This window comes from Streptomyces hilarionis, assembly GCF_024539675.1.
Classification (GTDB): Bacteria; Actinomycetota; Actinomycetes; order Streptomycetales; family Streptomycetaceae; genus Streptomyces; species Streptomyces hilarionis.
Genome location: NZ_JAHHIT010000039.1, coordinates 78,741 through 98,793 on the forward strand (window position 1 = coordinate 78,741; position 20,053 = coordinate 98,793).

Annotated in this window: 18 protein-coding genes and 1 pseudogene; 8 read left to right on the forward strand and 11 right to left on the reverse strand. The window is 73.2% G+C overall.

The annotated features are described in order from the left end of the window. Positions 1 to 40: 40 nt before the first annotated feature. Entirely contained in the window at positions 41 to 1,996 is a 1,956-nt protein-coding gene (locus KMS84_RS07940) for a Xaa-Pro dipeptidyl-peptidase (RefSeq protein WP_256915363.1), read from the reverse strand. Between the two features lie 193 nt (positions 1,997 to 2,189). Here KMS84_RS07940 and KMS84_RS07945 point away from each other — a divergent pair, with 193 nt between their 5' ends. Then, on the forward strand, positions 2,190 to 3,707 hold the full coding sequence (locus tag KMS84_RS07945) for a M1 family metallopeptidase (RefSeq protein WP_285893268.1): 1,518 nt from the start codon (positions 2,190 to 2,192) through the stop codon (positions 3,705 to 3,707). A 114-nt stretch (positions 3,708 to 3,821) separates the two neighbouring features. After that, entirely contained in the window at positions 3,822 to 4,001 is a 180-nt protein-coding gene (locus KMS84_RS07950; protein ID WP_256915365.1) for a hypothetical protein, read from the forward strand. Between the two features lie 49 nt (positions 4,002 to 4,050). On the opposite strand, the gene KMS84_RS07955 is transcribed toward KMS84_RS07950, so the two are convergent. The 3 genes and pseudogenes from KMS84_RS07955 to KMS84_RS07965 all read right to left on the reverse strand — a co-directional run bounded on the left by KMS84_RS07955 (position 4,051) and on the right by KMS84_RS07965 (position 6,641). Then, complete coding sequence (locus KMS84_RS07955; RefSeq protein ID WP_256915366.1) at positions 4,051 to 5,019, reverse strand: adenosine kinase; 969 nt, start codon at positions 5,017 to 5,019, stop codon at positions 4,051 to 4,053. A gap of 5 nt (positions 5,020 to 5,024) precedes the next feature. Beyond that, a pseudogene (locus tag KMS84_RS07960) lies at positions 5,025 to 5,165 on the reverse strand (Appr-1-p processing protein); the annotation flags it as partial. Between the two features lie 9 nt (positions 5,166 to 5,174). Next, the gene (locus KMS84_RS07965) at positions 5,175 to 6,641 is read right to left on the reverse strand and encodes an amino acid permease (protein ID WP_256915367.1); all 1,467 of its coding nucleotides are present in this window, start codon (positions 6,639 to 6,641) and stop codon (positions 5,175 to 5,177) included. A gap of 232 nt (positions 6,642 to 6,873) precedes the next feature. On the opposite strand from KMS84_RS07965, the gene KMS84_RS07970 reads away from it, so the two are divergent. Then, complete coding sequence (locus KMS84_RS07970) at positions 6,874 to 7,587, forward strand: MerR family transcriptional regulator (RefSeq protein ID WP_256915368.1); 714 nt, start codon at positions 6,874 to 6,876, stop codon at positions 7,585 to 7,587. Between the two features lie 13 nt (positions 7,588 to 7,600). On the opposite strand, the gene KMS84_RS07975 is transcribed toward KMS84_RS07970, so the two are convergent. The 3 genes from KMS84_RS07975 to KMS84_RS07985 are packed head-to-tail and all read right to left on the reverse strand — an operon-like array spanning position 7,601 to position 12,244. Then, positions 7,601 to 9,778, reverse strand: a complete 2,178-nt coding sequence (locus tag KMS84_RS07975; protein WP_256915369.1) for a 3-hydroxyacyl-CoA dehydrogenase NAD-binding domain-containing protein — start codon at positions 9,776 to 9,778, stop codon at positions 7,601 to 7,603. A gap of 41 nt (positions 9,779 to 9,819) precedes the next feature. Beyond that, positions 9,820 to 11,034 carry an acetyl-CoA C-acetyltransferase gene (locus KMS84_RS07980; RefSeq protein WP_256915370.1) on the reverse strand — a complete coding sequence of 405 codons (1,215 nt, stop codon included), beginning with the start codon at positions 11,032 to 11,034 and terminating at the stop codon, positions 9,820 to 9,822. A 40-nt stretch (positions 11,035 to 11,074) separates the two neighbouring features. Beyond that, entirely contained in the window at positions 11,075 to 12,244 is a 1,170-nt protein-coding gene (locus KMS84_RS07985; RefSeq protein ID WP_256915371.1) for a CaiB/BaiF CoA transferase family protein, read from the reverse strand. Between the two features lie 183 nt (positions 12,245 to 12,427). On the opposite strand from KMS84_RS07985, the gene KMS84_RS07990 reads away from it, so the two are divergent. Next, positions 12,428 to 13,600 carry a saccharopine dehydrogenase family protein gene (locus KMS84_RS07990; protein WP_256915372.1) on the forward strand — a complete coding sequence of 391 codons (1,173 nt, stop codon included), beginning with the start codon at positions 12,428 to 12,430 and terminating at the stop codon, positions 13,598 to 13,600. Positions 13,601 to 13,612: 12 nt separating this feature from the next. Here the strand turns inward: KMS84_RS07990 and mmpA are convergent, their stop codons facing one another. After that, positions 13,613 to 13,759, reverse strand: a complete 147-nt coding sequence (mmpA, locus tag KMS84_RS07995) for a morphogenic membrane protein MmpA (RefSeq protein ID WP_256915373.1) — start codon at positions 13,757 to 13,759, stop codon at positions 13,613 to 13,615. A gap of 225 nt (positions 13,760 to 13,984) precedes the next feature. On the opposite strand from mmpA, the gene KMS84_RS08000 reads away from it, so the two are divergent. After that, positions 13,985 to 14,173, forward strand: coding sequence for a hypothetical protein (locus KMS84_RS08000; RefSeq protein WP_069772555.1), 189 nt, complete (start codon positions 13,985 to 13,987; stop codon positions 14,171 to 14,173). On the opposite strand, the gene KMS84_RS08005 is transcribed toward KMS84_RS08000, so the two are convergent. The 3 genes from KMS84_RS08005 to KMS84_RS08015 form a co-directional block, all read right to left on the reverse strand. Next, positions 14,134 to 14,844, reverse strand: coding sequence for an endonuclease V (locus tag KMS84_RS08005; RefSeq protein ID WP_256915374.1), 711 nt, complete (start codon positions 14,842 to 14,844; stop codon positions 14,134 to 14,136). The two genes, KMS84_RS08000 and KMS84_RS08005, sit on opposite strands and share 40 nt — an antisense overlap. 69 nt (positions 14,845 to 14,913) lie before the next feature. Then, entirely contained in the window at positions 14,914 to 15,243 is a 330-nt protein-coding gene (locus KMS84_RS08010) for a plasmid stabilization protein (RefSeq protein WP_256915375.1), read from the reverse strand. A gap of 50 nt (positions 15,244 to 15,293) precedes the next feature. Further along, positions 15,294 to 16,403 carry a WD40/YVTN/BNR-like repeat-containing protein gene (locus tag KMS84_RS08015; protein ID WP_256915376.1) on the reverse strand — a complete coding sequence of 370 codons (1,110 nt, stop codon included), beginning with the start codon at positions 16,401 to 16,403 and terminating at the stop codon, positions 15,294 to 15,296. Between the two features lie 222 nt (positions 16,404 to 16,625). Between KMS84_RS08015 and ssgD the strand changes: the two genes are divergently transcribed. From ssgD to ddaH, 3 genes are all read left to right on the forward strand, one after another. Further along, the gene (gene ssgD / locus KMS84_RS08020; RefSeq protein ID WP_256915377.1) at positions 16,626 to 17,042 is read left to right on the forward strand and encodes a spore wall synthesis regulator SsgD; all 417 of its coding nucleotides are present in this window, start codon (positions 16,626 to 16,628) and stop codon (positions 17,040 to 17,042) included. Positions 17,043 to 17,380: 338 nt separating this feature from the next. Continuing rightward, positions 17,381 to 19,003, forward strand: coding sequence for an ABC-F family ATP-binding cassette domain-containing protein (locus tag KMS84_RS08025; protein WP_256915378.1), 1,623 nt, complete (start codon positions 17,381 to 17,383; stop codon positions 19,001 to 19,003). Positions 19,004 to 19,166: 163 nt separating this feature from the next. Next, entirely contained in the window at positions 19,167 to 19,943 is a 777-nt protein-coding gene (gene ddaH, locus KMS84_RS08030) for a dimethylargininase (RefSeq protein ID WP_256915379.1), read from the forward strand. Positions 19,944 to 20,053 lie beyond the last annotated feature (110 nt).

Here is a 20,053-nt window from a genome sequence, read left to right on the forward strand (position 1 = left end):
GGTCGGCCCCCGGTCGGCCCGGCTGTCGTCGGTGCACCGGTCAGGGGATCCGGACCCCGCCCTTCGGCGCGCCCGGGCCCGCGCCCGCGGGCGGGGCCGCGTGCGCGGCGGTGGCGGGCGCTCGGGCCCCGGCCGTCGCGGCGGCGAACGCCTTCGCCCCGCCCACGAACGGGACCCGGGCCGAGGTGCGGGACAGGTCCACGGTGAGCGTCGGGGTGTCGGCGGGCGGGTCGATGAGGTCCTTGTCGGTGCCCGCCACGATCAGCGCGAGGCGGTGACCGGCCGGCACGACGTGGTCGGTGGCCGCGAGGTCCAGGGTGATCGTGTACGCCCGCCCGGGTGTGAGCGGCACGCCCCTGCCGGGGTCGGCGTACGTGCCGAGGTCGGCCCAGCCCCGGCTGACGACGGTGGCGCCGACGTCGGCCGTCGTGGCCTTCGTCTCCTTGAAGCAGGCGCTGTCGCCCTCGGTGCTCTCGCCCCAGCAGGTGCGTTCGGCCAGGGTCGTGATGCCCTCTCCGCTCGCCGCGTAGTCCCGGACGGTGTCGGGGCCGAGGTCGACGAGGACGGCGCTCAGGTGGGCCGTCGCCGTGGTGGGCGTGGCGGTGACGGTGACCCGGGAGGAGCCGGACAGCCGCAGGGGGCGGGTGAGGGCGCCGGTGGCGAAGCCGGCCTTGTCCGGGGTCGGCGTGTCGATCCGGGCGGCCCAGTCGGTCTCGTCGAGCCGCGGGTCGTCGGTGAAGGTCGCGCTGCCCGTGCCCCTGCGCAGGCCGAGGGCGCCGACGCCGGGCCGTGCACCGGCGGTCGGGCGCAGGGTCGCGGTCCGGGTGCCGTGCGGCGGCCAGGACGTCGAGGTGACCCACTGGTCGGGGTGGCGTTCGACGTCGGCCATGGGTTCGCGGTCGATGCCGTTGTCGTAGCCGAGGAGTTCGTGGTCGAACCAGCGGTGCAGGGTGTCGACCCAGTGGGCACGGCGGAAGTCGAAGGGGTCGACGTGCCCGGTCTGGGAGAGCCAGATCTTGCGCTCGACGCCGTTCTTCGCGAGGGCGTCCCACCACTGTCCGAGGTGCTTGGTGCGGACGTTGAGGTCCTGCATGCCGTGCACGAGGAAGACGCTGGCCCGCACCTTGCGGGCGTCCTTGACGTAGTCGCGCTCGGTCCACAGCGGCGTCCGGTCGCCGGTGCGCGGGGCGTCGTCGACGAGGCGGCGCCGGACGGTCGTGCACCGGGCGCGCGCGTCGGGCGAGGTGACGTAGTCGGAGAGGGCGTCCGGGCCGGAGTCGTAGAGGGGCGCGCCCTGGGCGAAGTAGTAGTCGTACCAGGAGGAGATGGCGCTGATCGGCACGATCGTGCGCAGGCCGCGCACGCCGGTGGCGGCGACGGCGTTGGCTATGGTGCCGTCCCAGCTCTTGCCGATCATGCCGGTCGTCCCGTCGGTCCAGCCCGCGGTGACGGTGGTGCCGCCGGTGCGCGTGGTGTACGCCCTGGCACGGCCGTTCAGCCAGTCGACGACGGCCTTGGCGGACTGCACCTCGAAGCGGCCGCCCACGTCCTCGCAGCCGTCGGAGCGGCCGGTGCCGGCCAGGTCGACGCCGACGACGGCATAGCCGCGCGGGACGAAGTAGTTGTCGTAGAACAGCGGCATCCGGACGACGTTGCCGGCCGCGTCGTACGTCTTGAGCTGCCCCTCGTTGCCCCGCCCGCAGCAGGAGTAGTAGGGGCTCGCGTCCATGATCACGGGCACCTTGCGGCCCCGGGCGGCGGGTTCGCGGGGGCGGACGATGTCGGCGGCGACCCGGTCCGTTCGGCCGTCGCCGTCGGCGTCGAGCCCGGTGTCGACCCAGACGGCTTCGCGGACGGCGTTCGCGTAGGAGTACACGGGCCGGCTCTCGCGGGGGGCGCCGTGGGCCGCTGCCGGGGTGAGGAAGGCGGCCACCAGGAGGGTGATGACGGCGGTCGCGAGCGTTCTCCAGGTCGTGAAGCGCATGCGTGTCGGCATGCGCGGGACGGTACTCCCGTCAACTCCCGTGCAGAAGGTGGCACATGGTGGCCGCCGGGGCACGGGCGGGGCCGTGGCCGAAAACCCGACCGTGCGGACGGGCCGCGCATGAAGGCCGAATGGCGATCGTGTGACAGGGGTGGCGATGGGCAGGTCCTGGTCACGAGGAGTCCATAGGCTCCCGGCAGTTCTCCTGCCCCCACGACTTGGAGCTTTCGTGCAGCGCACCGTCCTCACGCCCGGCGCACTCGCCGCCGCGTCCGTCCTGCTGGCGATCCCGGCGTCGGCCGCGGGCTTCTCCCCCGGCGCCCCGGGAATCGGCGACCCCTACTACCCGGCCTACGGCAACGGCGGATACGACGTCTCCCACTACGACCTGCGGCTGAAGTACCAGCCCGCCACGGACGAGTTGGAAGGGACGGCGACCCTCCTCGCGACGACCACACAGGAACTGTCGCGCTTCGACCTGGACTTCCTGCTCGATGTCAGCGAGGTGCGCGTCGACGGCGTGAAGGCGGCCTTCGCCTCCTCGGGCGAGCACGAGCTGGAGATCACGCCGAAGACGGCGCTGCCCAAGGGCGCGGCGATCACCGTCGTGGTGCGCTACCGCGGCGTCCCCTCGTCGAAGCAGGCGTACGGCTTCACCAGTTGGCACCGCACCCCGGACGGCGGGGTCGGCGCGAACGAGCCCGAGTCGGCCTGGTGGTGGTTCCCCAGCAACGACCACCCCCTCGACAAGGCCACCTACGACGTGTCGGTCCAGGTGCCGGACGGCGCCCAGGCCGTCTCCAACGGCACGTTGCAGTCCACGAGTTCACGGGCCGGCTGGACCCGCTACAACTGGCGGTCGAACAAGCCGCAGGCCACGTATCTGGCCACCCTCGCGGTCGGCAGGTTCGACATCACGACCGGCACGACCGAGAGCGGCATCCCGGTCGTCAACGCCTACAGCACCGCCCTGGGCGACAACGCCGGAGCGGCGCGGGCGAGCGTCGGGCGGACCGGGGAGATCGCCGACTGGCTGAGCGGCTACTTCGGCCCGTACCCCTTCGACGCGCTCGGCGGGTACGTGCCGAACACCACCACCGGGTACGCGCTGGAGACGCAGACCCGGCCCTACTACAGCCCACGGCAGTTCGCGAGCGGCTCGAACACCTCCGTGGTGGTGCACGAGCTGGCCCACCAGTGGTACGGCGACTTCGTCTCCGTGGCGGGCTGGAAGGACATCTGGCTGAACGAGGGCTTCGCCCGGTACGCGCAGTGGCTGTGGTCCGAACACGAGGACGAGGGGACGGCGCAGGAGCTCGCGGACTACGTGTACGCCTCGCACCCGGCCGACGACGCGTTCTGGACGGTCGAGCCCGGCGACCCGGGCCCGGAGAACCAGTTCGACGTCGCCGTCTACGACCGCGGCGCGCTGGCCGTGCAGGCGCTGCGCAACGAGATCGGCGACGACGCGTTCTTCGCCGTCCTCAAGGGCTGGCCCCGGCAGCACGCGTACGGCAACGCGACCGTCGCCGACTTCCGGCACTACGCCGAGCAGGTCTCCGGCAAGCGGCTGGACGCCCTGTTCGACACCTGGCTGTTCCAGCCGGTCAAGCCCGGGGCGCCCGCGGCGCGCACGGCGTCGATCGCCGGGCCCGCGGCCGCGCCCGTGGCGCCGAAGTCCTGGAAGAGGATCGCCGCGACGAACGCCGTCCACGCGCACTGACCCCTTCCCCGTCGGCCGCGGCCGGGCGGTTTCGGTGCGAACTCCTGTCTGACGGCGGGCGGTCATGGGTAACAAGCCGTTCAGGCGGAGACCGGAGAGAACGGGGAGCGGGTCATGGCGACTGCACGCAACAACAACGAGGGTCTGGGCGTGTGGCGGGTGCTGCCGCTCGTCGGGGCTGCCGTCCTGGCCGTCGGACTGATCGGCGGGGCGCCGCTGCTCACCCTGCTGGGCGCGGTCGTCGCCCTGGTCGGGGTGGTCGGCCTGGCGGTGGCCAGACGCAAGCAGAACTGACGCGGGGCGACTGGGCGTCGGCGGACCCGCTTCCCGTCCCGCCGACGGGTCAGCCCACGTCTCCCGGGCTGTCGGCGGCCGGGGCCGTGCCGGCCGGGGAGGCCGCCGCGGCCAGCAGGGCGGTGCGTGACAGGGCGGCGCTCCGGGTGGCCGGCACCGTGCAGGCGTACGCCCCCGCCAGCGCGCCGTACTCGGCGCACCGCAGGGGTGGTTCGCCGCTGAGGCGGCCGAAGAGGTAGGCGGACGCGAAGGCGTCGCCCGCGCCGTTGGAGTCGACCACCGGCGCCGCCGGGGCGACGGCGGGGACGTGGGTCAGCTCGCCGTCCGTCAGCAGATATGCCCCTTGCGCGCCGGCCGTGGCGACGACCGCCTCGGCTCGGCCGCGCTCGGCGATCCGGCGCATGGTCGCGTGCGGGTCGCGCAACGCGGTGACGGAGACGAACACGACGTCCGCCGCGTAGGCGAAGGCCTCGTGGTAGGGGTTCTCGCCGTCCCAGTTGTGCAGGTCGGTGGAGATGCCCACGCCCGCCGCGCGGAGCACGGGCAGCGCCTCGGCGCAGGGGTGGGTGATGGACACGTGCGCGTGGCGGCTCGCCTCGGCCAGGGCGCGCAGCGTGTCCTCGGGGAAGCGGTCGTCCGGGCGGCTGCGGCTGTTGTCGTACAGCGACAGCCGCCGCCCGTCCGGGCTCACCATGTTGACCGCGCGCTTGGTGCCCGCGGGCTGCGGGATCCCGGTGAGGGCGATGCCCCGGTCCCGGTGCAGGGCGCGCACGAGGTCGCCCTCGGGGTCGTCGCCGAGGAAGTCCAGGTGGTGGGTGCGCAGGCCGAGCGCGGCGAGGCCGAGGGCGACGAAGTCGCCGGTCTGCCCGGCGCGGGCGCGGATGCCGCTGTCGATCATGTAGCTGTCGGCGTACGGGAGCGGCAGCTCCGGCACGTACACGATGGTGTCCACGCCGGCCCCGCCCAGCACCAGGACGTCGACGTCTTTTTCGACGCCCCCGTCGATCTGCGCGCCCATGTGCGTCATCCTCCCCCGTGGTCGTACACCGTCGCCGCGACGCACCGCGCCACCAGCCGCCCGGCGACGAGCGGCTCCCCACGGGACCACTCGCCTCCGGCCGGCCCGCAGCCTATCGGCGGCATGTGGACGGACGCGCCGAGTTCCCGCAGGGACTACTTCCGGAGCTCGGAGAGCTCCGCGTCCGCCGCCCTGGACACCCGGTCGCGGACCGCGAACCAGCCGGCGACGAGGGCGGCCGCCACGACCGGGATCAGCAGCAGCGTCTTGCGGCCGACCTCGGGGTCGTTCCACATCAGGCCGAGGACGGCGACCAGGAAGACGATCGTGACGGTCTCCGTGACCGGGCTGCCCGGGAGGCGGAAGGAGGGCCGCCGCACCAGTCCGGCCCGCGCGCGGCGGACGAAGACGAGGTGGCAGACCATGATGATCACCCAGGTGCTGATGACGCCGAGAGAGGCGATGTTCAGCACGATCTCGAAGGCCTGGCTGGGCATGAGGTAGTTCAGGCCGACGCCGAGGACGCACACCGAGCAGGTGAGCAGGATGCCGCCGTAGGGGACCTGGCTGCGGTTCATGCGGGCGGTGAACCTCGGCGCCGAGCCCGCCGTCGCCATGGAGCGCAGGATGCGCCCGGTGGAGTACAGGCCGGAGTTCAGCGACGACATGGCGGCCGTCAGGACCACCAGGTTCATCACGTCGCCGGCGCCGGAGACGCCGATCTTCGACAGGACGGTGACGAAGGGGCTCTCGTCGGCCGAGTAGAGCGAGCCGGGGAGCAGGAGGGCGAGCAGGACGACGGAGCCCACGTAGAACAGGCCGACGCGCCACATGATGGAGTTCACCGCGCGCGGGACGACCTTCTCCGGCTCGGCGGTCTCGCCCGCGGCGACGCCGACCAGTTCGAGCGCCGCGTAGGCGAAGATCACGCCCTGCATGACGAGGACCACGGGCATCGCGCCGTGCGGAAGGAGGCCGCCGTGGTCCGTGATCACGCCCATGCCGGGGGTCTGACCGGCCACCTCGTGCCGGGTGGCGAGCAGGTAGATGCCGATGCACATGAAGGCGACGAGGGTGGCGACCTTGACGATCGCGAACCAGAACTCCATCTCGCCGAAGATCTTCACCGAGATCAGGTTCACCGCCAGCACCACCGCGAGCGCGACGAGCGCCAGCACCCACTGGGGGATGCTCGTGAACATGCTCCAGTAGTGCGTGTACAACGCGATCGCCGTGATGTCGGCGATGCCGGTCGTGGACCAGTTCAGGAAGTACATCCAGCCGGCGACGTAGGCGCCCTTCTCGCCGAGGAACTCGCGCGCGTACGACACGAAGGAGCCCGAGGACGGCCGGTACAGGACCAGCTCGCCGAGGGCGCGGACCACGAAGAAGGCGAAGACGCCGCAGACCAGGTACGCGAGCGCCAGAGCCGGGCCGGCGCTGTGCAGGCGTCCTCCCGCGCCCAGGAAGAGGCCGGTGCCGATGGCGCCGCCGATGGCGATCATGTTGACGTGGCGGTGCTTGAGGTCCTTGCTGTAGCCGGCGTCGCCCGCGTCCGCGGGTGTCGCGCTCGTCCGGGGCGGGGCGGCGACGTCGGCCGTGCGCACGCTGTCCTTGCTCACGGGTGGTTCCACTCTCTGGTGCGCCCGGGCCTGGTACGCCCGGGTGTCCGTACGGTCGTGGCCCGCGGCACCCGGGTAGGGGCACAGACCAAGGCAGCACCTTCCCAGAACGCAGGGTGAGCATGCGGTGGGCGATGTCACACAGCGTCGCTTCTCACAGGACCCACACCGCTGCTCCGCACTCCGCCGCCCCGGGTTTCACAGCACCGGTGTCACAGCGATACTGCTGCACATGACGATCGAGACCGACGAGCCGGCCCTCACGGTCGACGAGCTGGCGGCCCGGGCGGGGGTCACGGTGCGCACCGTGCGCTTCTACTCCACCAAGGGGCTGCTGCCGCCGCCGGTCATCGGTGCGCGCCGGGTGGGTCACTACGGGTCGGGGCACCTCGCCCGTCTCGCGCTGATCGAGGAGCTGCGCGAGCAGGGCCTGACCCTGGCGGCGATCGAGCGGTACCTCGACCGGCTGCCGCCCGGGCTCGACGCCCGTGACCTGGCGGTGCACCGGGCCGTGGTGGCCTCCTGGGCGCCCGACGCGGTGGAGACGGTGTCGCGGGAGGAACTGGTGCGCCGGGCGGGCCGCCCGCTGGGCGAGGAGGACGTGGACCGTCTCGTCGCAATGAACGTCGTACGCCGCGAACAGGACGGGTACGGGGTCGATCCGGGTCTGCTGCGCCTCGGCGTGCGGCTCCTGGACGTGCCGCTGTCGCAGGAGTCGATCCGCGCTGCGCGCGGCGTCCTCCTCGACCACGCGCGCGCCGCGGCCCACGAACTGTCGCGGCTGCTGCGCGAGGAGGTGCCCGAGCGCGACGCCCGGGCGGTGCGCTCGCTGTCGGCGCACATGCAGCCGCTGGTCGTGCAGGCCCTGCTGACGGCCTTCCAGCGCTCGCTCACCGAGGAGCTGCGGGAATGGCTCGGGGAGCCGCCTGCGGACGGCTCCCCGTGAGACGGCCGACGGCTCAGCGCGCGTCGGTGAACGTCTCGCCCTTCTCCGCCTTGGCCACCAGCAGCGCGGGCGGGGTGAAGCGGTCGCCGTAGCGCTCGGCGAGCTCCCGCGCGCGTGCCACGAAGCCGGGGAGCCCGCCCTCGTAGCCGTTGACGTACTGCAGCACGCCGCCGGTCCAGCCGGGGAAGCCGATGCCGAACAGGGAGCCGATGTTGGCGTCGGCGACCGAGGTCAGGACGCCCTCCTCCAGCAGCCTGACGGTGTCGAGGGCCTCGGAGAACAGCATGCGTTCCTGCATGTCCTCGAACGGGATCGCGGCCCCCTCGCGCGTGAAGTGCTCGCGCAGCCCCGGCCACAGTCGGGCCCGCGCGCCGTCCTCGGCGTACTCGTAGAAGCCCGCTCCCCCGCTGCGCCCGGTGCGCCCGAACTCGTCGACCATGCGGTCGATGACGGCCTCGGCGGGGTGCGCGGTCCAGGTGCCGCCGGCCTCCTCGACGGCCCGCCTCGACTCCCGGCGGATCTTCTGCGGCAGGGTGAGCGTCAGCTCGTCCATCAGGGAGAGCACCTTGGCCGGGTAGCCGGCCTGCGCGGCCGCCTGCTCCACGGAGGCGGGCTCGATGCCCTCGCCGACCATGGCGACGCCCTCGTTGATGAAGTGGCCGATCACCCGTGAGGTGAAGAAGCCGCGCGAGTCGTTGACGACGATCGGGGTCTTCCTGATCTGGCGGACCAGGTCGAAGGCGCGCGCGAGCGCCTCGTCGCCGGTGCGCCCGCCCCTGATGATCTCGACGAGGGGCATCTTGTCGACGGGCGAGAAGAAGTGCAGGCCGACGAAGTCGTCCTGGCGCTCGACGCCCTCGGCCAGCGCGGTGATCGGCAGGGTGGAGGTGTTGGAGCACAGCAGGGCGTCGGGGGCCACGATGTGCTCGATCTCCTGGAACACCTTGTGCTTGAGGGCGGTGTCCTCGAAGACGGCCTCGATGACGGCGTCGCAGCCGGCCAGGTCGGCGGGGTCCGCGGTGGGCGTGATGCGGGCCAGGAGCGCGTCCGCCTTCTCCTGGGTGGTGCGGCCCCGGGCGACGGCCTTGGCACAGAGCTTCTCGGAGTAGCCCTTGCCCTTGACGGCGGCTTCCAGGGAGACGTCCTTCAGGACGACGTCGATGCCCGCGCGGGCGCACGCGTAGGCGATGCCCGCGCCCATCATCCCGGCGCCCAGGACGGCGGCCTTGCGGACCGTGCGGGGCTCGACGCCCTTGGGGCGGCTGACGCCGGAGTTGACGGCCTGGAGGTCGAAGAAGAACGCCTGGATCATGTTCTTCGACGTCTGTCCCGCGGCCAGCTCGACGAAGTAGCGGGCCTCGATGACCTGCGCGGTGTCGAAGTCGACCTGGGCGCCCTCGACGGCGGCGGCGAGGATCGCGCGCGGCGCCGGGTAGGGCGCGCCGTTGGTCTCCTTGCGCAGGCTGGCCGGGAAGGCGGGGAGGTTGGCGGCGAACCGGGGGTTCGACGGGGTGCCGCCGGGGATGCGGTGGCCCGGCTCGTCCCAGGGCTGGCGCGACTCGGGGTGGGCGTCGACGTAGGCGCGGGCCTTGGCGAGGAGCTCCTCGGGGGTGGCGGCGACCTCGTGGACCAGGCCGTTCTCCAGGGCCTGGCGGGGGCTGTACTGGGTGCCCTTGAGGAGGACCTTGAGCAGGGCGTCGGTGATGCCCAGCAGGCGCACGGTGCGCACGACGCCGCCGCCTCCGGGGAGGAGGCCGAGGGTGACCTCGGGGCAGCCGATCTTCGAGCCGGGGGCGTCGAGGGCGACGCGGTGGTGGCAGGCGAGGGCGAGTTCGAAGCCGCCGCCGAGGGCCGCGCCGTTCAGGGCGGCGACGACGGGCTTGCCGAGGGTCTCGATGCGGCGGAGGTTGCGCTTGATCTCCAGGCCGCCCTCGAAGAGCTCGCGGGCGGTGTCGGGGGTGACACGGATCAGGTCGCGCAGGTCGCCGCCGGCGAAGAAGGTCTTCTTGGCGGAGGTGAAGACGATGCCCCGGACGGTGTCCTGCTCGGCCTCCAGCCGGTCGGCGACCGCGGCGAGCGAGGCGCGGAAGGCCGCGTTCATGGTGTTCGCGGACTGGTCGGGGTCGTCGAGTACGAGGGTGACGAGGCCGGTGCGGTCCTGTTCCCAGCGGATGGCGGTGCTCTGTGTCATGTCGGGGTCTCCGGAGAAGTCGTGGGTTGCCGCTGGGGTGGTCAGACGCGTTCGACGATCGTGGCGATGCCCATGCCCCCGCCGACGCAGAGGGTGGCCAGGCCGTAGCGCTTGTCCTGGCGCTCCAGTTCGTCGACGAGCGTGCCGAGGATCATCGCGCCGGTGGCGCCGAGGGGGTGGCCGAGCGCGATCGCGCCGCCGTTGACGTTCACCTTGTCCAGGGACAGCCCCATGTCCTTGACGAAGCGCAGGACGACGGCCGCGAACGCCTCGTTGATCTCGACCAGGTCGATGTCGTCGATGGTCAGGCCGGCCTTCGCGAGGGCCTTGCGGGCGGCGGGCGCGGGGCCGGTGAGCATGATCGTCGGCTCGGAGCCGGACACGGCCGCGGAGACGATCCGCGCGCGGGGGGTGAGTCCGTGGCGCTCGCCGACCTCCTTGGTGCCGATCGCGACCAGGGAGGCGCCGTCCACGATGCCGGAGGAGTTGCCCGCGTGGTGGACGTGGTCGATCTTCTCCACCCAGTGGTACTTCTGGAGCGCCACCGCGTCGAACCCGCCCAGTTCTCCGATGTCGGCGAAGGAGGGCTTCAGCCGGCCCAGCGAGTCGGCGGTCGTGCCGGGGCGGAGGTGCTCGTCGTGGTCGAGGACGACCAGGCCGGCGCGGTCCCTGACCGGGACGACGGAGCGGTCGAAACGGCCCTCCTTCCAGGCCGTCGCCGCCCGCTCCTGCGACAGGGCGGCGTACTCGTCGACGTCCCGGCGGGAGAAGCCCTCGATGGTCGCGATGAGGTCGGCGCCGATGCCCTGCGGCACGAAGTTCACGGCCAGGTTGGTCATGGGGTCGTTGAACCAGGCTCCGCCGTCCGAGGCCATCGGCACCCGGGACATCGACTCCACGCCGCCCGCGAGGACCAGGTCCTCCCAGCCCGAACGGACCTTCATCGCGGCCAGGTTGACCGCTTCCAGACCGGAGGCGCAGAAGCGGTTCTCCTGTACGCCGGCCACGGTGTCGGGCAGGCCGGCCGCGAGGGCGGCGATGCGCGCGATGTCGGAGCCCTGGTCGCCGACCGGGCCGACCACGCCGAGCACGATGTCGTCGATCGCGGCCGGGTCGAGGCCGGGGAAGCGGTCGCGCAGCTCGTGGATGAGGCCGACGACGAGGTCGATGGGCTTCGTGCCGTGCAGGGCGCCGTTGGCCTTGCCGCGGCCGCGCGGGGTGCGGATCGCGTCGTAGACGTACGCTTCGGTGCTCACAGGTCAAGCCTTTCGGGAGGGTGGGCCGAACCGGGCGGGGTCAGTCGCCCCGGGACGCGGTGTTCGGGGAGGGCTGCTCGGGGTCCGTCACGAGCTCGGGTATGTCCCAGTCACGGGCGATCTCGCGGGTGTGGGCGCCGGGCAGGGCCGGCCCGGTGCGCAGGGCCGTGGGCGTCGCGGAGAACCGCGGCGCGGGGGCCGGCTGGGTGATGCCGCCGTGGTCGGCGAAGGTGCCGCGGGCCGCGAGGTGCGGGTGACGGGGCGCCTCGCGCAGCGACAGGACGGGCGCCACGCACGCGTCGGAGCCGTCGAAGACCGTCGTCCACTCGGCGCGGGTGCGGGCCTTGAAGCGGGCGGCGACGGCCTCGCGCAGCTCGCCCCAGCGGGTCCAGTCCCTGCGGGCGTCGCGGAAGTCCTCGAGGCCCAGCAGGTCCACGAACGCGTCGTAGAACTGCGGCTCCAGCGCGCCGACCGCCATGTGGCCGCCGTCGGCGGTCTCGTACGTCCCGTAGTACGGGCAGCCGCCGTCGAGGAGGTTGGCGCCGCGCCGGTCCTGCCAGCCGCCGGCCGCGAGCATGCCGTGGATCATCGCGGAGAGGTGGGCGACGCCGTCGACGATGGCCGCGTCGACCACCTGGCCCACGCCGTTCTCGCGCGCGTGGTGCAGGGCCGCGAGGACGCCGACCACGAGGTAGAGCGAGCCACCCGCGTAGTCGCCGAGGAGGTTGGCGGGGGCGGGCGGCGGCCGGCCGGGGTCGCCGATCATGCTCAGGGCGCCGGTGAGGGCGATGTAGGAGACGTCGTGGCCCGCGCGGTCGGCGAGCGGGCCCTGCTGGCCCCAGCCGGTCATCCGGCCGTAGACCAGTCGGGGGTTGCGGGCGTGGCAGTCGGCGGGTCCGACGCCCAGGCGTTCGGCCACGCCCGGCCGGTTGCCCTCGATGAGGACGTCGGCCCGGGAGGCGAGGTCCAGGACGCGCGCGGGGCCGTCCGGCGCCTTCAGGTCGATGACCACGGAGCGCTTGTTGCGGTTGGTGACGTCGCGGGCGGGGTCGATGCCGAGGGAGGCTCCGCCGGGGCGGTCCACGCGGACGACGTCGGCGCCCAGGTCCGCCAGGAGCATGCCGGCGAAGGGGCCGGGGCCGATCCCGGCGAGCTCCACCACCCGCACGCCCGTCAGCGGGCCCTGCCCGGTCGTCCGTTCCGTCGTCATCCAGCCCCCTTGCTGTGACACAACCGATGTAACACCAGTGATGCTATGAACGCGACGGAGCGGACACAAGAGCAGAACGAGCAAGCGCTTGGACACATTGGGGACACCTGCCGTCGGGCTCCGCACTCCTCACGCTAGCCTCAGCCACCGACAGCGGCGCGGGCTGCACGGCAAAGGGGTGTCATGAGCAGGCTGAAAAGGTCGGACCGTCCGTACGACATCGTGCTCTTCGGGGCCACCGGCTTCGTCGGGACGCTCACCGCGGAGTACCTCGCGGCGCACGCGCCCGCCAACGTCCGCTGGGCGATCGCCGGACGCGACGGGACGAGACTGCGACGGCTGCGCGAGCGGCTCGGCGTGGACGTCGGGGTGCTGCGGGCCGACGTCTCGGACCCGGCGTCCCTGCGCGCCCTCGCGGAACAGGCGCGGGTGGTGGCCACGACGGTCGGCCCGTACGTGCGCTACGGCGAGGAGCTCGTGGCCGCCTGCGCGGACACCGGCGCCGACTACCTCGACCTCACCGGCGAGCCGGAGTTCGTGGACCTGATGTACGTGCGGCACGACGCACGCGCGCGGGAGACGGGGGCCCGGCTGATCCACGCGTGCGGCTTCGACTCGGTCCCGCACGACCTGGGCGCGTACTTCACCGTCCGGCAGCTGCCCGAGGGCGTGCCGCTGACCGTGGACGGCTTCGTGACCGCCGACGCCTCCTTCTCGGGCGGCACGTTCGCCTCCGCACTGGGCCAGTTCGCGCGCGGCCGGCAGATGGTGGCCGCGGCGCGGGAGCGGGGACGGCACGAACCGCGGCTGGTGGGGCGGCGCGCCGCCGCACCGGTGGGCGCGCCCCGGTTCGCCCCCGAGGTCGGCGCCTGGGCGCTGCCGCTGCCGACCGTGGACGCGCAGATCGTCCTCCGGTCGGCCCGGGCCCTGCAACGCTACGGACCCGACTTCCGCTACCGGCACTACGCGGCGGTGCGGCGGCTGCCGATGGCCGTGGGCGGTGTCGCGGCCGTCGGCGCGCTGGCAGCGGCGGCCCAGGTGCCGCCGGCCCGGCGCTGGCTGTCCGACCGGTTCAAGCCGGGCGAGGGGCCGAGCGCGCAGAAGCGGGCGCGCAGCTGGTTCTCGGTCCGGTTCGTCGGCGAGGGCGGCGGCCGCCGGGTCTACACCGAGGTCGCGGGCGGCGACCCCGGCTACGACGAGACGGCGAAGATGTTCGCCGAGGCCGCGCTGGCCCTCGCCTGCGACGCGCTCCCGCCGACGGCGGGGCAGGTCACCACCGCGGTGGCGATGGGGGACGCGCTGACCGGACGGCTGACCCGGGCGGGCATCCGGTTCCGCGTCGCGGCGCGCCGCTGACGCGCGGCGGCCTCAGAGCGGCCACTGGACGAGCGTGTAGACCATGCCGACGATCCAGCCGAGTCCGGCGAGGACCGCGAGGACCAGCGCGGCGTTCACGGCACGCTCGACCGGTCGGGAGGGGTCGGCGAGGGGCTTCGGAGCACGGTGCGTCGTCATGCGCCCCAGCCTGCCGATCGCCCGCCCGTGCGGGCATCCGTCCGCGTACTCAGACGCCCTACTCAGACGGCGGGCGGACGCGCGCGCCGCTCTCGCCCGCCCCTTGTCCCCCGTTTGAGGCTTTGCGGCCGACCGCCCGGCGCCTGCGCCGCAAAGTGCCAACCAGCACTTCGATGAAACGATTGAAGCAGCTGAAGGCAGCGATCGGACGAGAAGGGGAGCAGCATGAAGTTCGTTCTCGAAGTCACCGTCGACGAGGGCGCGTTGGCCCAGGACCCGGTGGGCGAGCTGGGGCGCATCCTGCGCTATTGGGGCGGCAACCTCAAGCACTACGCCCTGGAGGCCGGGGACGGCTCGGCGGTGTACGACTCCGCCTACGCCGAGGTGGGCCGGTGGCGGATCGTCGCCTCCTGAAGAGCCCGGCGGCACAGTGAGTCCGCCCTGCGGGTGGTCTCCGGGAGGCGGAACCGCGGGGTGAGGGCGAGGGTGTGGGCGCAGGCGCCGTCCAGGTCGACGCCGTGGCCCACGGACACGAAGACGGGCTTCACGCCCGCCCGGGTGCGCAGCGCGCGCCCCACCTCCTCGTCGCCGGCGAGCAGCGGGGACGCCGATCCGCGCGGCGCGTCGGGGTCGTCGTAGGTGAAGACGAAGGGGTTCTTGGCGACGCCGATCGTGGGCGCTCCGGTGAGGACCCCGAGATGGCTCGCGAGCCCGAAGCGGCGGGGGTGGGCGCGACCGTAGCCGTCGCAGACGACCAGACCGGGCGCGCAGGGCAGGGCCTCCAGCGCGGCGAGCACCGTGGGGATCTCGCGAAACGCGAGCAGTCCGGGGACGTAGGGGAAGGAGATCCGCCCGACGGCGGTCGCCTCGGCGACGACGTCGAGGCTCGCCGCGTCCAGGACCACGGCGGCCGCCGCGACGAGGTCGCGCTCGTCGTCGTAGGCGACGTCGACCCCCGTCACGTGTCCCGTCCCGGCGGGCGGCCCGGGCCGGTCGAGCACCACGTCGGCGCGCAGCTCGTCCTGGACGGCGCGGGCCTCCTCCTCGGTCGCGGGCCAGCCCGCGGGAATGCGTACGGTCGTCATGGTGGTGACGAGCGTACGGCTCCCGCGGACCGGCCCGCGATCGTGTTTCCCGCGCCGTCGCCCGTGCTGTCAGCCCTTGTCGTCGAGCGCGCGCCGCAACTGGCCCTTGTTCATGTCCGAGCGGCCCTTGACCCCCCGTCGCCTGGCCTCCTCGTACAGCTGGTCGTACGTGGGCCCCCGGGAGCCCTTCCCGGACCGCCGGCCGCCCCGCTCGCCGGACGACATGTCCTGCGTGGAGGTGCGGCCGGCGGTCTTCGACTCGCCGGAGCGGGCGCGCTCCTTGTTGACGGTCCGGGCGGCGATCTCCTCGGCGCGGCCGGCGCTCTCGCCCCGGTCCTGCGCGCTCTCCTTGATGTGCTCGTACTGGCGCTCCCGCTTGGGGCTGGAACCGCGTGGCATGGACGCTCACTCCTTTCGCGTTCGCGCCCCGCGAGTACCCGGAAAACCGTTCACCTCTCCAGGCGTGCCACCCGGCCCTGTTCGCCCGCGGCCCAGCAGCCGCCGTCGGAGACGCAGTCCACGGTGTCGTACGAGCCGGTGTCGACGGTGCGCCAGGTGCGGCCGCCGTCGGTGGTCAGGTCGGTGCCGGTGGGGCCGACCGCGAGGGCCGCCGAGCGGCTGTGCGGGATCCAGGCGACGCCGGAGCGGTAGGCGGGCGGGGGCGTGGCGGCGGGTCGCCAGGTGCGGCCGCCGTCCCCGGTCGTGGCGGCGGCCCGGGGGGACGGCTGGTCCGGGCGGTAGTCGCCGCCGACGGCGAGGCCGTGGGCGCGGTCGCGGAAGCCGAGGGCGAAGACCCCGCGCGCGGGGTCGCCCGCCGGCAGGGGCGCGTCGGCGGCCGTCCAGGTCCGCCCCCGGTCGAAGGAGTGCAGCACCCGCGCGCGTGCGGCGCCGCCGGTCGCCAGCCAGACGTCGGTGCGCCCGGAGGCGACCAGACACTGCCCGCTCGCGGCGAACCCGGCCTCTCCTTCCTGCGCGGTCGGCATCCCGCGGCCGGGCAGCACCTTCCAGGAGCGACCGCCGTCGCTCGTCGACAGGATGCGGAACCGGCCGTCCACCGGATCGCTCACGGCGAGACCGTGACGGCGGTCGAAGAAGGTCATGCAGTCGTAGAACGCGCGGGCGTCGGTGTTGCGGAAGGACTCCGTCCACGTCGTCCCGCCGTCCTGGGTGCGGTAGACGCGCGACGCCTCGCCCTCGCCGATGGCGAGGACCACCGCGTGACGTGCGTCGAACGCCTCGACGTCGCGGAACTGGAGGGCGCCGGCGCCGGGCGGGGAGACGTCACGCCAGCTCGCGCCGCCGTCGACGGTGCGCAGGACCGTGCCGCCGGTGCCGGCCACCCACGCGGTGTCGCGGTCGACGGCGGCGAGTCCGCGAAAGCGCGCGGCGGCGGTCCCGGTGTCCTTGAGGGCCCAGTGCGGCGGTGCGGGGGCCCGGGTGTGCGCCTGGGCCGGGAACGCGGTCAGAACCGCGAGCACCGCCCCACAGGCCGCGGCGGCCGCCCGCGCGCTCGTACGTGCCGTCCGAATCGTGCGTCGCGTCTTCCCCAAGGGCCTCATGGCGGGCGAAGCTAGCCCACGGCTTTCACCGGCGTCCAGACGCCGCGATCGCCTCAGCCGCCCCGCAGGGCACGGGAGGAGTGGTGCGTCACTCCCGCGCATGAAGGCGGTGACCGAGGTCACTAGGAATGCGTGTGCACGGATCGGCCGGTTCCGGCGTCTCTTCCAGTGTCCGGACGCACCGCCCGGAATTTCGTCCCGCCGTCACGAGGGAGCAAGGCGTTGTCCACCGTCATCGAGCAGCCCGTCGAGGCCCGCCTGGTCGCCGCCGCGCCGCGCATGCAGAGCATCCCCGCCACCTTGCACTACGACCGCCAGGACCCCTTCGCCGTCCGGATGACGTTCCCCGCTCCGGCCACCCTGGAAGGCGTCGAGGTCTGCTGGACCTTCGCCCGCGAACTCCTCTCCGCCGGGCTGCACGACGCCGAGGGCCACGGCGACGTCCGGGTGCGCCCCTACGGGTACGACCGCACGGTGCTGGAGTTCCACGCCCCGGAGGGCACCGCCGTGGTGCACGTGCACTCGGCCGACATCCGCCGCTTCCTCCAGGCCGCGGGCGAGCTGGTGCCCGCCGGCACCGAGTACCGGCAGCTCGACCTCGACCACGACCTGGCGGAGCTGATGCGCGACGCCTGCTGAGCTGCGCTCCTCGGCGCCCGGATCGCCCGCTGATCCCTGCTCGCCCCCGGTGGTCCCCGACCCCCGTTAATCCTTTGACAGCTCTCCCGAGCCCTCCTACGGTGTAAACGGTTCTGTTGCCGCCGATTGGAGAAGGACGTTGCTCGTCTGAGGTCCTGAGACACCGCGCCACACGTCTACCGTGTGTGCGCCGCGTGCGACCTCGGCCTGCGAGCCGTCCCCGCGGAGCGGGACTCTTCCGCTGTCCCTCCGTGCTCCCCCGCCCTCGGCGGTGGTCGCCGCCTTCCGGTGTCTCGACACGTGTTGCCCTGACCGCACACGCAACCGCGAGGCCCGCTTTGAATCATTCCATCACCTGTACCTCCCTCGCCTTCTCCTGGCCCGACGGCACCCCCGTCTTCGAGGGGCTCGACGTCGCCTTCGGCCCCGGCCGCACCGGACTGGTCGGCGTCAACGGCTCCGGCAAGTCGACCCTGTTGAAACTCGTCGCCGCGGAACTCACGCCGGCCGACGGCACGATCCGGGTCGCGGGCGAGATCGGGTACCTTCCGCAGAACGTCACCCTCGACACCGCCCTGCGGGTGGACGTCGCGCTCGGCATCGCCGCCCGGCGCGCCGCCCTGCACGCCATCGAGGCCGGTGACGCCTCCGAGGAGCACTTCGAGACCATCGGCGACGACTGGGACGTGGAGGAACGCGCCCTGGCCACCCTCGGCGAGCTCGGGCTCGGCCACATCGACCTCGACCGCACCGTCGGCGAGGTGTCCGGCGGCGAGTCGGTCCTGCTGCGGCTGGCAGCCCTGCTGCTGGGCCGGCCGGACGTCCTGCTGCTGGACGAGCCGACCAACAACCTCGACCTGCACGCGCGGCGGCGGCTGTACGCGGCCGTCGCGGCCTGGCCGGGCGTCCTGGTCGTCGTCAGCCACGACCGGGAACTGCTCGACCTCGTCGACCAGATCGCCGACCTGCGCTCGGGTGAGGTCACCTGGTACGGCGGCAACTTCTCGGCGTACGAGGAGGCCCTGGCCACCGAACAGGAAGCCGCCGAGCGCATGGTGCGCGTCGCGGAGGCCGACCTGCGCAAGCAGAAGCGCGAACTGGCCGACGCCCAGGTCAAACTGGCCCGGCGCAGGCGCTACGGGCAGAAGATGTACGAACAGAAGCGCGAGCCGAAGATCGTCATGGGGGCGCGCAAGCGCGCGGCCCAGGAATCCGCGGGCAAGCACCGCATCATGCACGAGGAGAAGCTCGCCGAGGCCAAGGAACGGCTCGACGACGCGGCCGAGGCGGTGCGCGACGACGACGAGATCCGCGTCGACCTGCCCCACACGGCCGTGCCGCCGGGGCGCGAGGTCCTCACCCTGATGGACCTGCGGCTCGCGTACGGCGCGCGCGTGGAGGGCGGTTTCGACCTGCGCGGTCCCGAGCGGATCGCGCTCGTCGGACGCAACGGCGCGGGCAAGACGACACTGCTGCGCACGATCGCCGGGGAACTGGCGCCGGAGTCGGGCGAGGCGCACGCGCGCGTGCCGCTGCGCTTCCTGCCGCAGCGTCTCGACGTCCTCGACGGCGAGCTCACCGTCGCCGAGAACGTGGCCCGCTTCGCACCGGGAGCCACCAACAACCGGGTGCGGGCCCGGCTGGCCCGCTTCCTGTTCCGGGGCGCGCGCGCCGACCAGAAGGCGGCGACGCTGTCGGGCGGGGAGCGCTTCCGGGCGACCCTGGCGGCGCTGATGCTGGCCGAGCCCGCGCCGCAGCTGCTGATGCTGGACGAGCCGACCAACAACCTCGACATGGCCAGCGTGCGGCAGCTCACCACGGCCCTGGAGTCCTACGAGGGGGCGTTGATCGTGGCCAGCCACGACCTGCCGTTCCTTCGGTCCATCGGCATCACCCGGTGGCTGCTGCTGGACGGCGAGCTGCGGGACACGACGGCGGAGGAGGTGGCGGGCCCGGTGTAGACCTGCGCGCGCAGCCCTGCGCGTCCCGCGCGCGGGACGCGCGGGTCTCAGGAGGGGCACATTGTTACCGCGGGGTTTCGTCGTGGCGGCCCCGCCCTGCATGATGGCTGACCGGCGCCGTCTCGAAAGCGCCGGTCGTGCCACCCGATTCGGAGACCTGGACGTGCCCAGCAAGAAGGCCCTCATCCGCCGCCCCAGCCCACGCCTCGCCGAAGGCCTGGTCACGCACGTCGAGCGGGAGAAGGTCGACGTGGAGCTCGCCCTGGAGCAGTGGGAGGCGTACGCCGAGGCGCTGCGCACGCACGGCTGGGAGACCGTCGAGGTCGACCCGGCCGACGACTGCCCGGACTCCGTGTTCGTCGAGGACACGGTGGTGATGTACAAGAACGTCGCCCTGATCGCGCGCTCCGGGGCCGAGTCGCGGCGCGACGAGACGCTCGGGGTCGAGGAGGCCGTGGCGCGCCTGGGCTGCTCGGTGAACTGGATCTGGGACCCGGGCACGCTGGACGGCGGCGACGTCCTCAAGGTCGGCGACACCATCTACGTCGGCCGGGGCGGGCGCACCAACGCGGCCGGCGTCCAGCAGGTGCGGGCGGCCTTCGAACCGCTGGGGGCACGGGTGGTGGCCGTGCCGGTGAGCAAGGTGCTGCATCTGAAGTCCGCGGTCACGGCGCTGCCGGACGGTACGGTGATCGGTCACATCCCGCACGTGGACCGGCCCTCGCTGTTCCCCCGCTTCCTGTCGGTGCCCGAGGAGCCGGGCTCGCACGTGGTGCTGCTCGGCGGCCCGCGGCTCCTCATGGCGGCGAGCGCGCCGAAGACGGCGGACCTGCTCGCCGATCTCGGCCACGAGCCCGTCGTGGTCGACATCAGCGAGTTCGAGAAGCTGGAGGGATGTGTGACGTGCCTCTCGGTGCGTTTGCGGGACCTTTACGCCTGACCGGGTGATCCGTTCACCCTTTCGGCCCTGGACCTGCGGATCCCCGGGCGAGTCGGGCCGTACGCGACGTCGAGCGCAACATTGCTGATCAGCGAGGTTTACGTCGCACT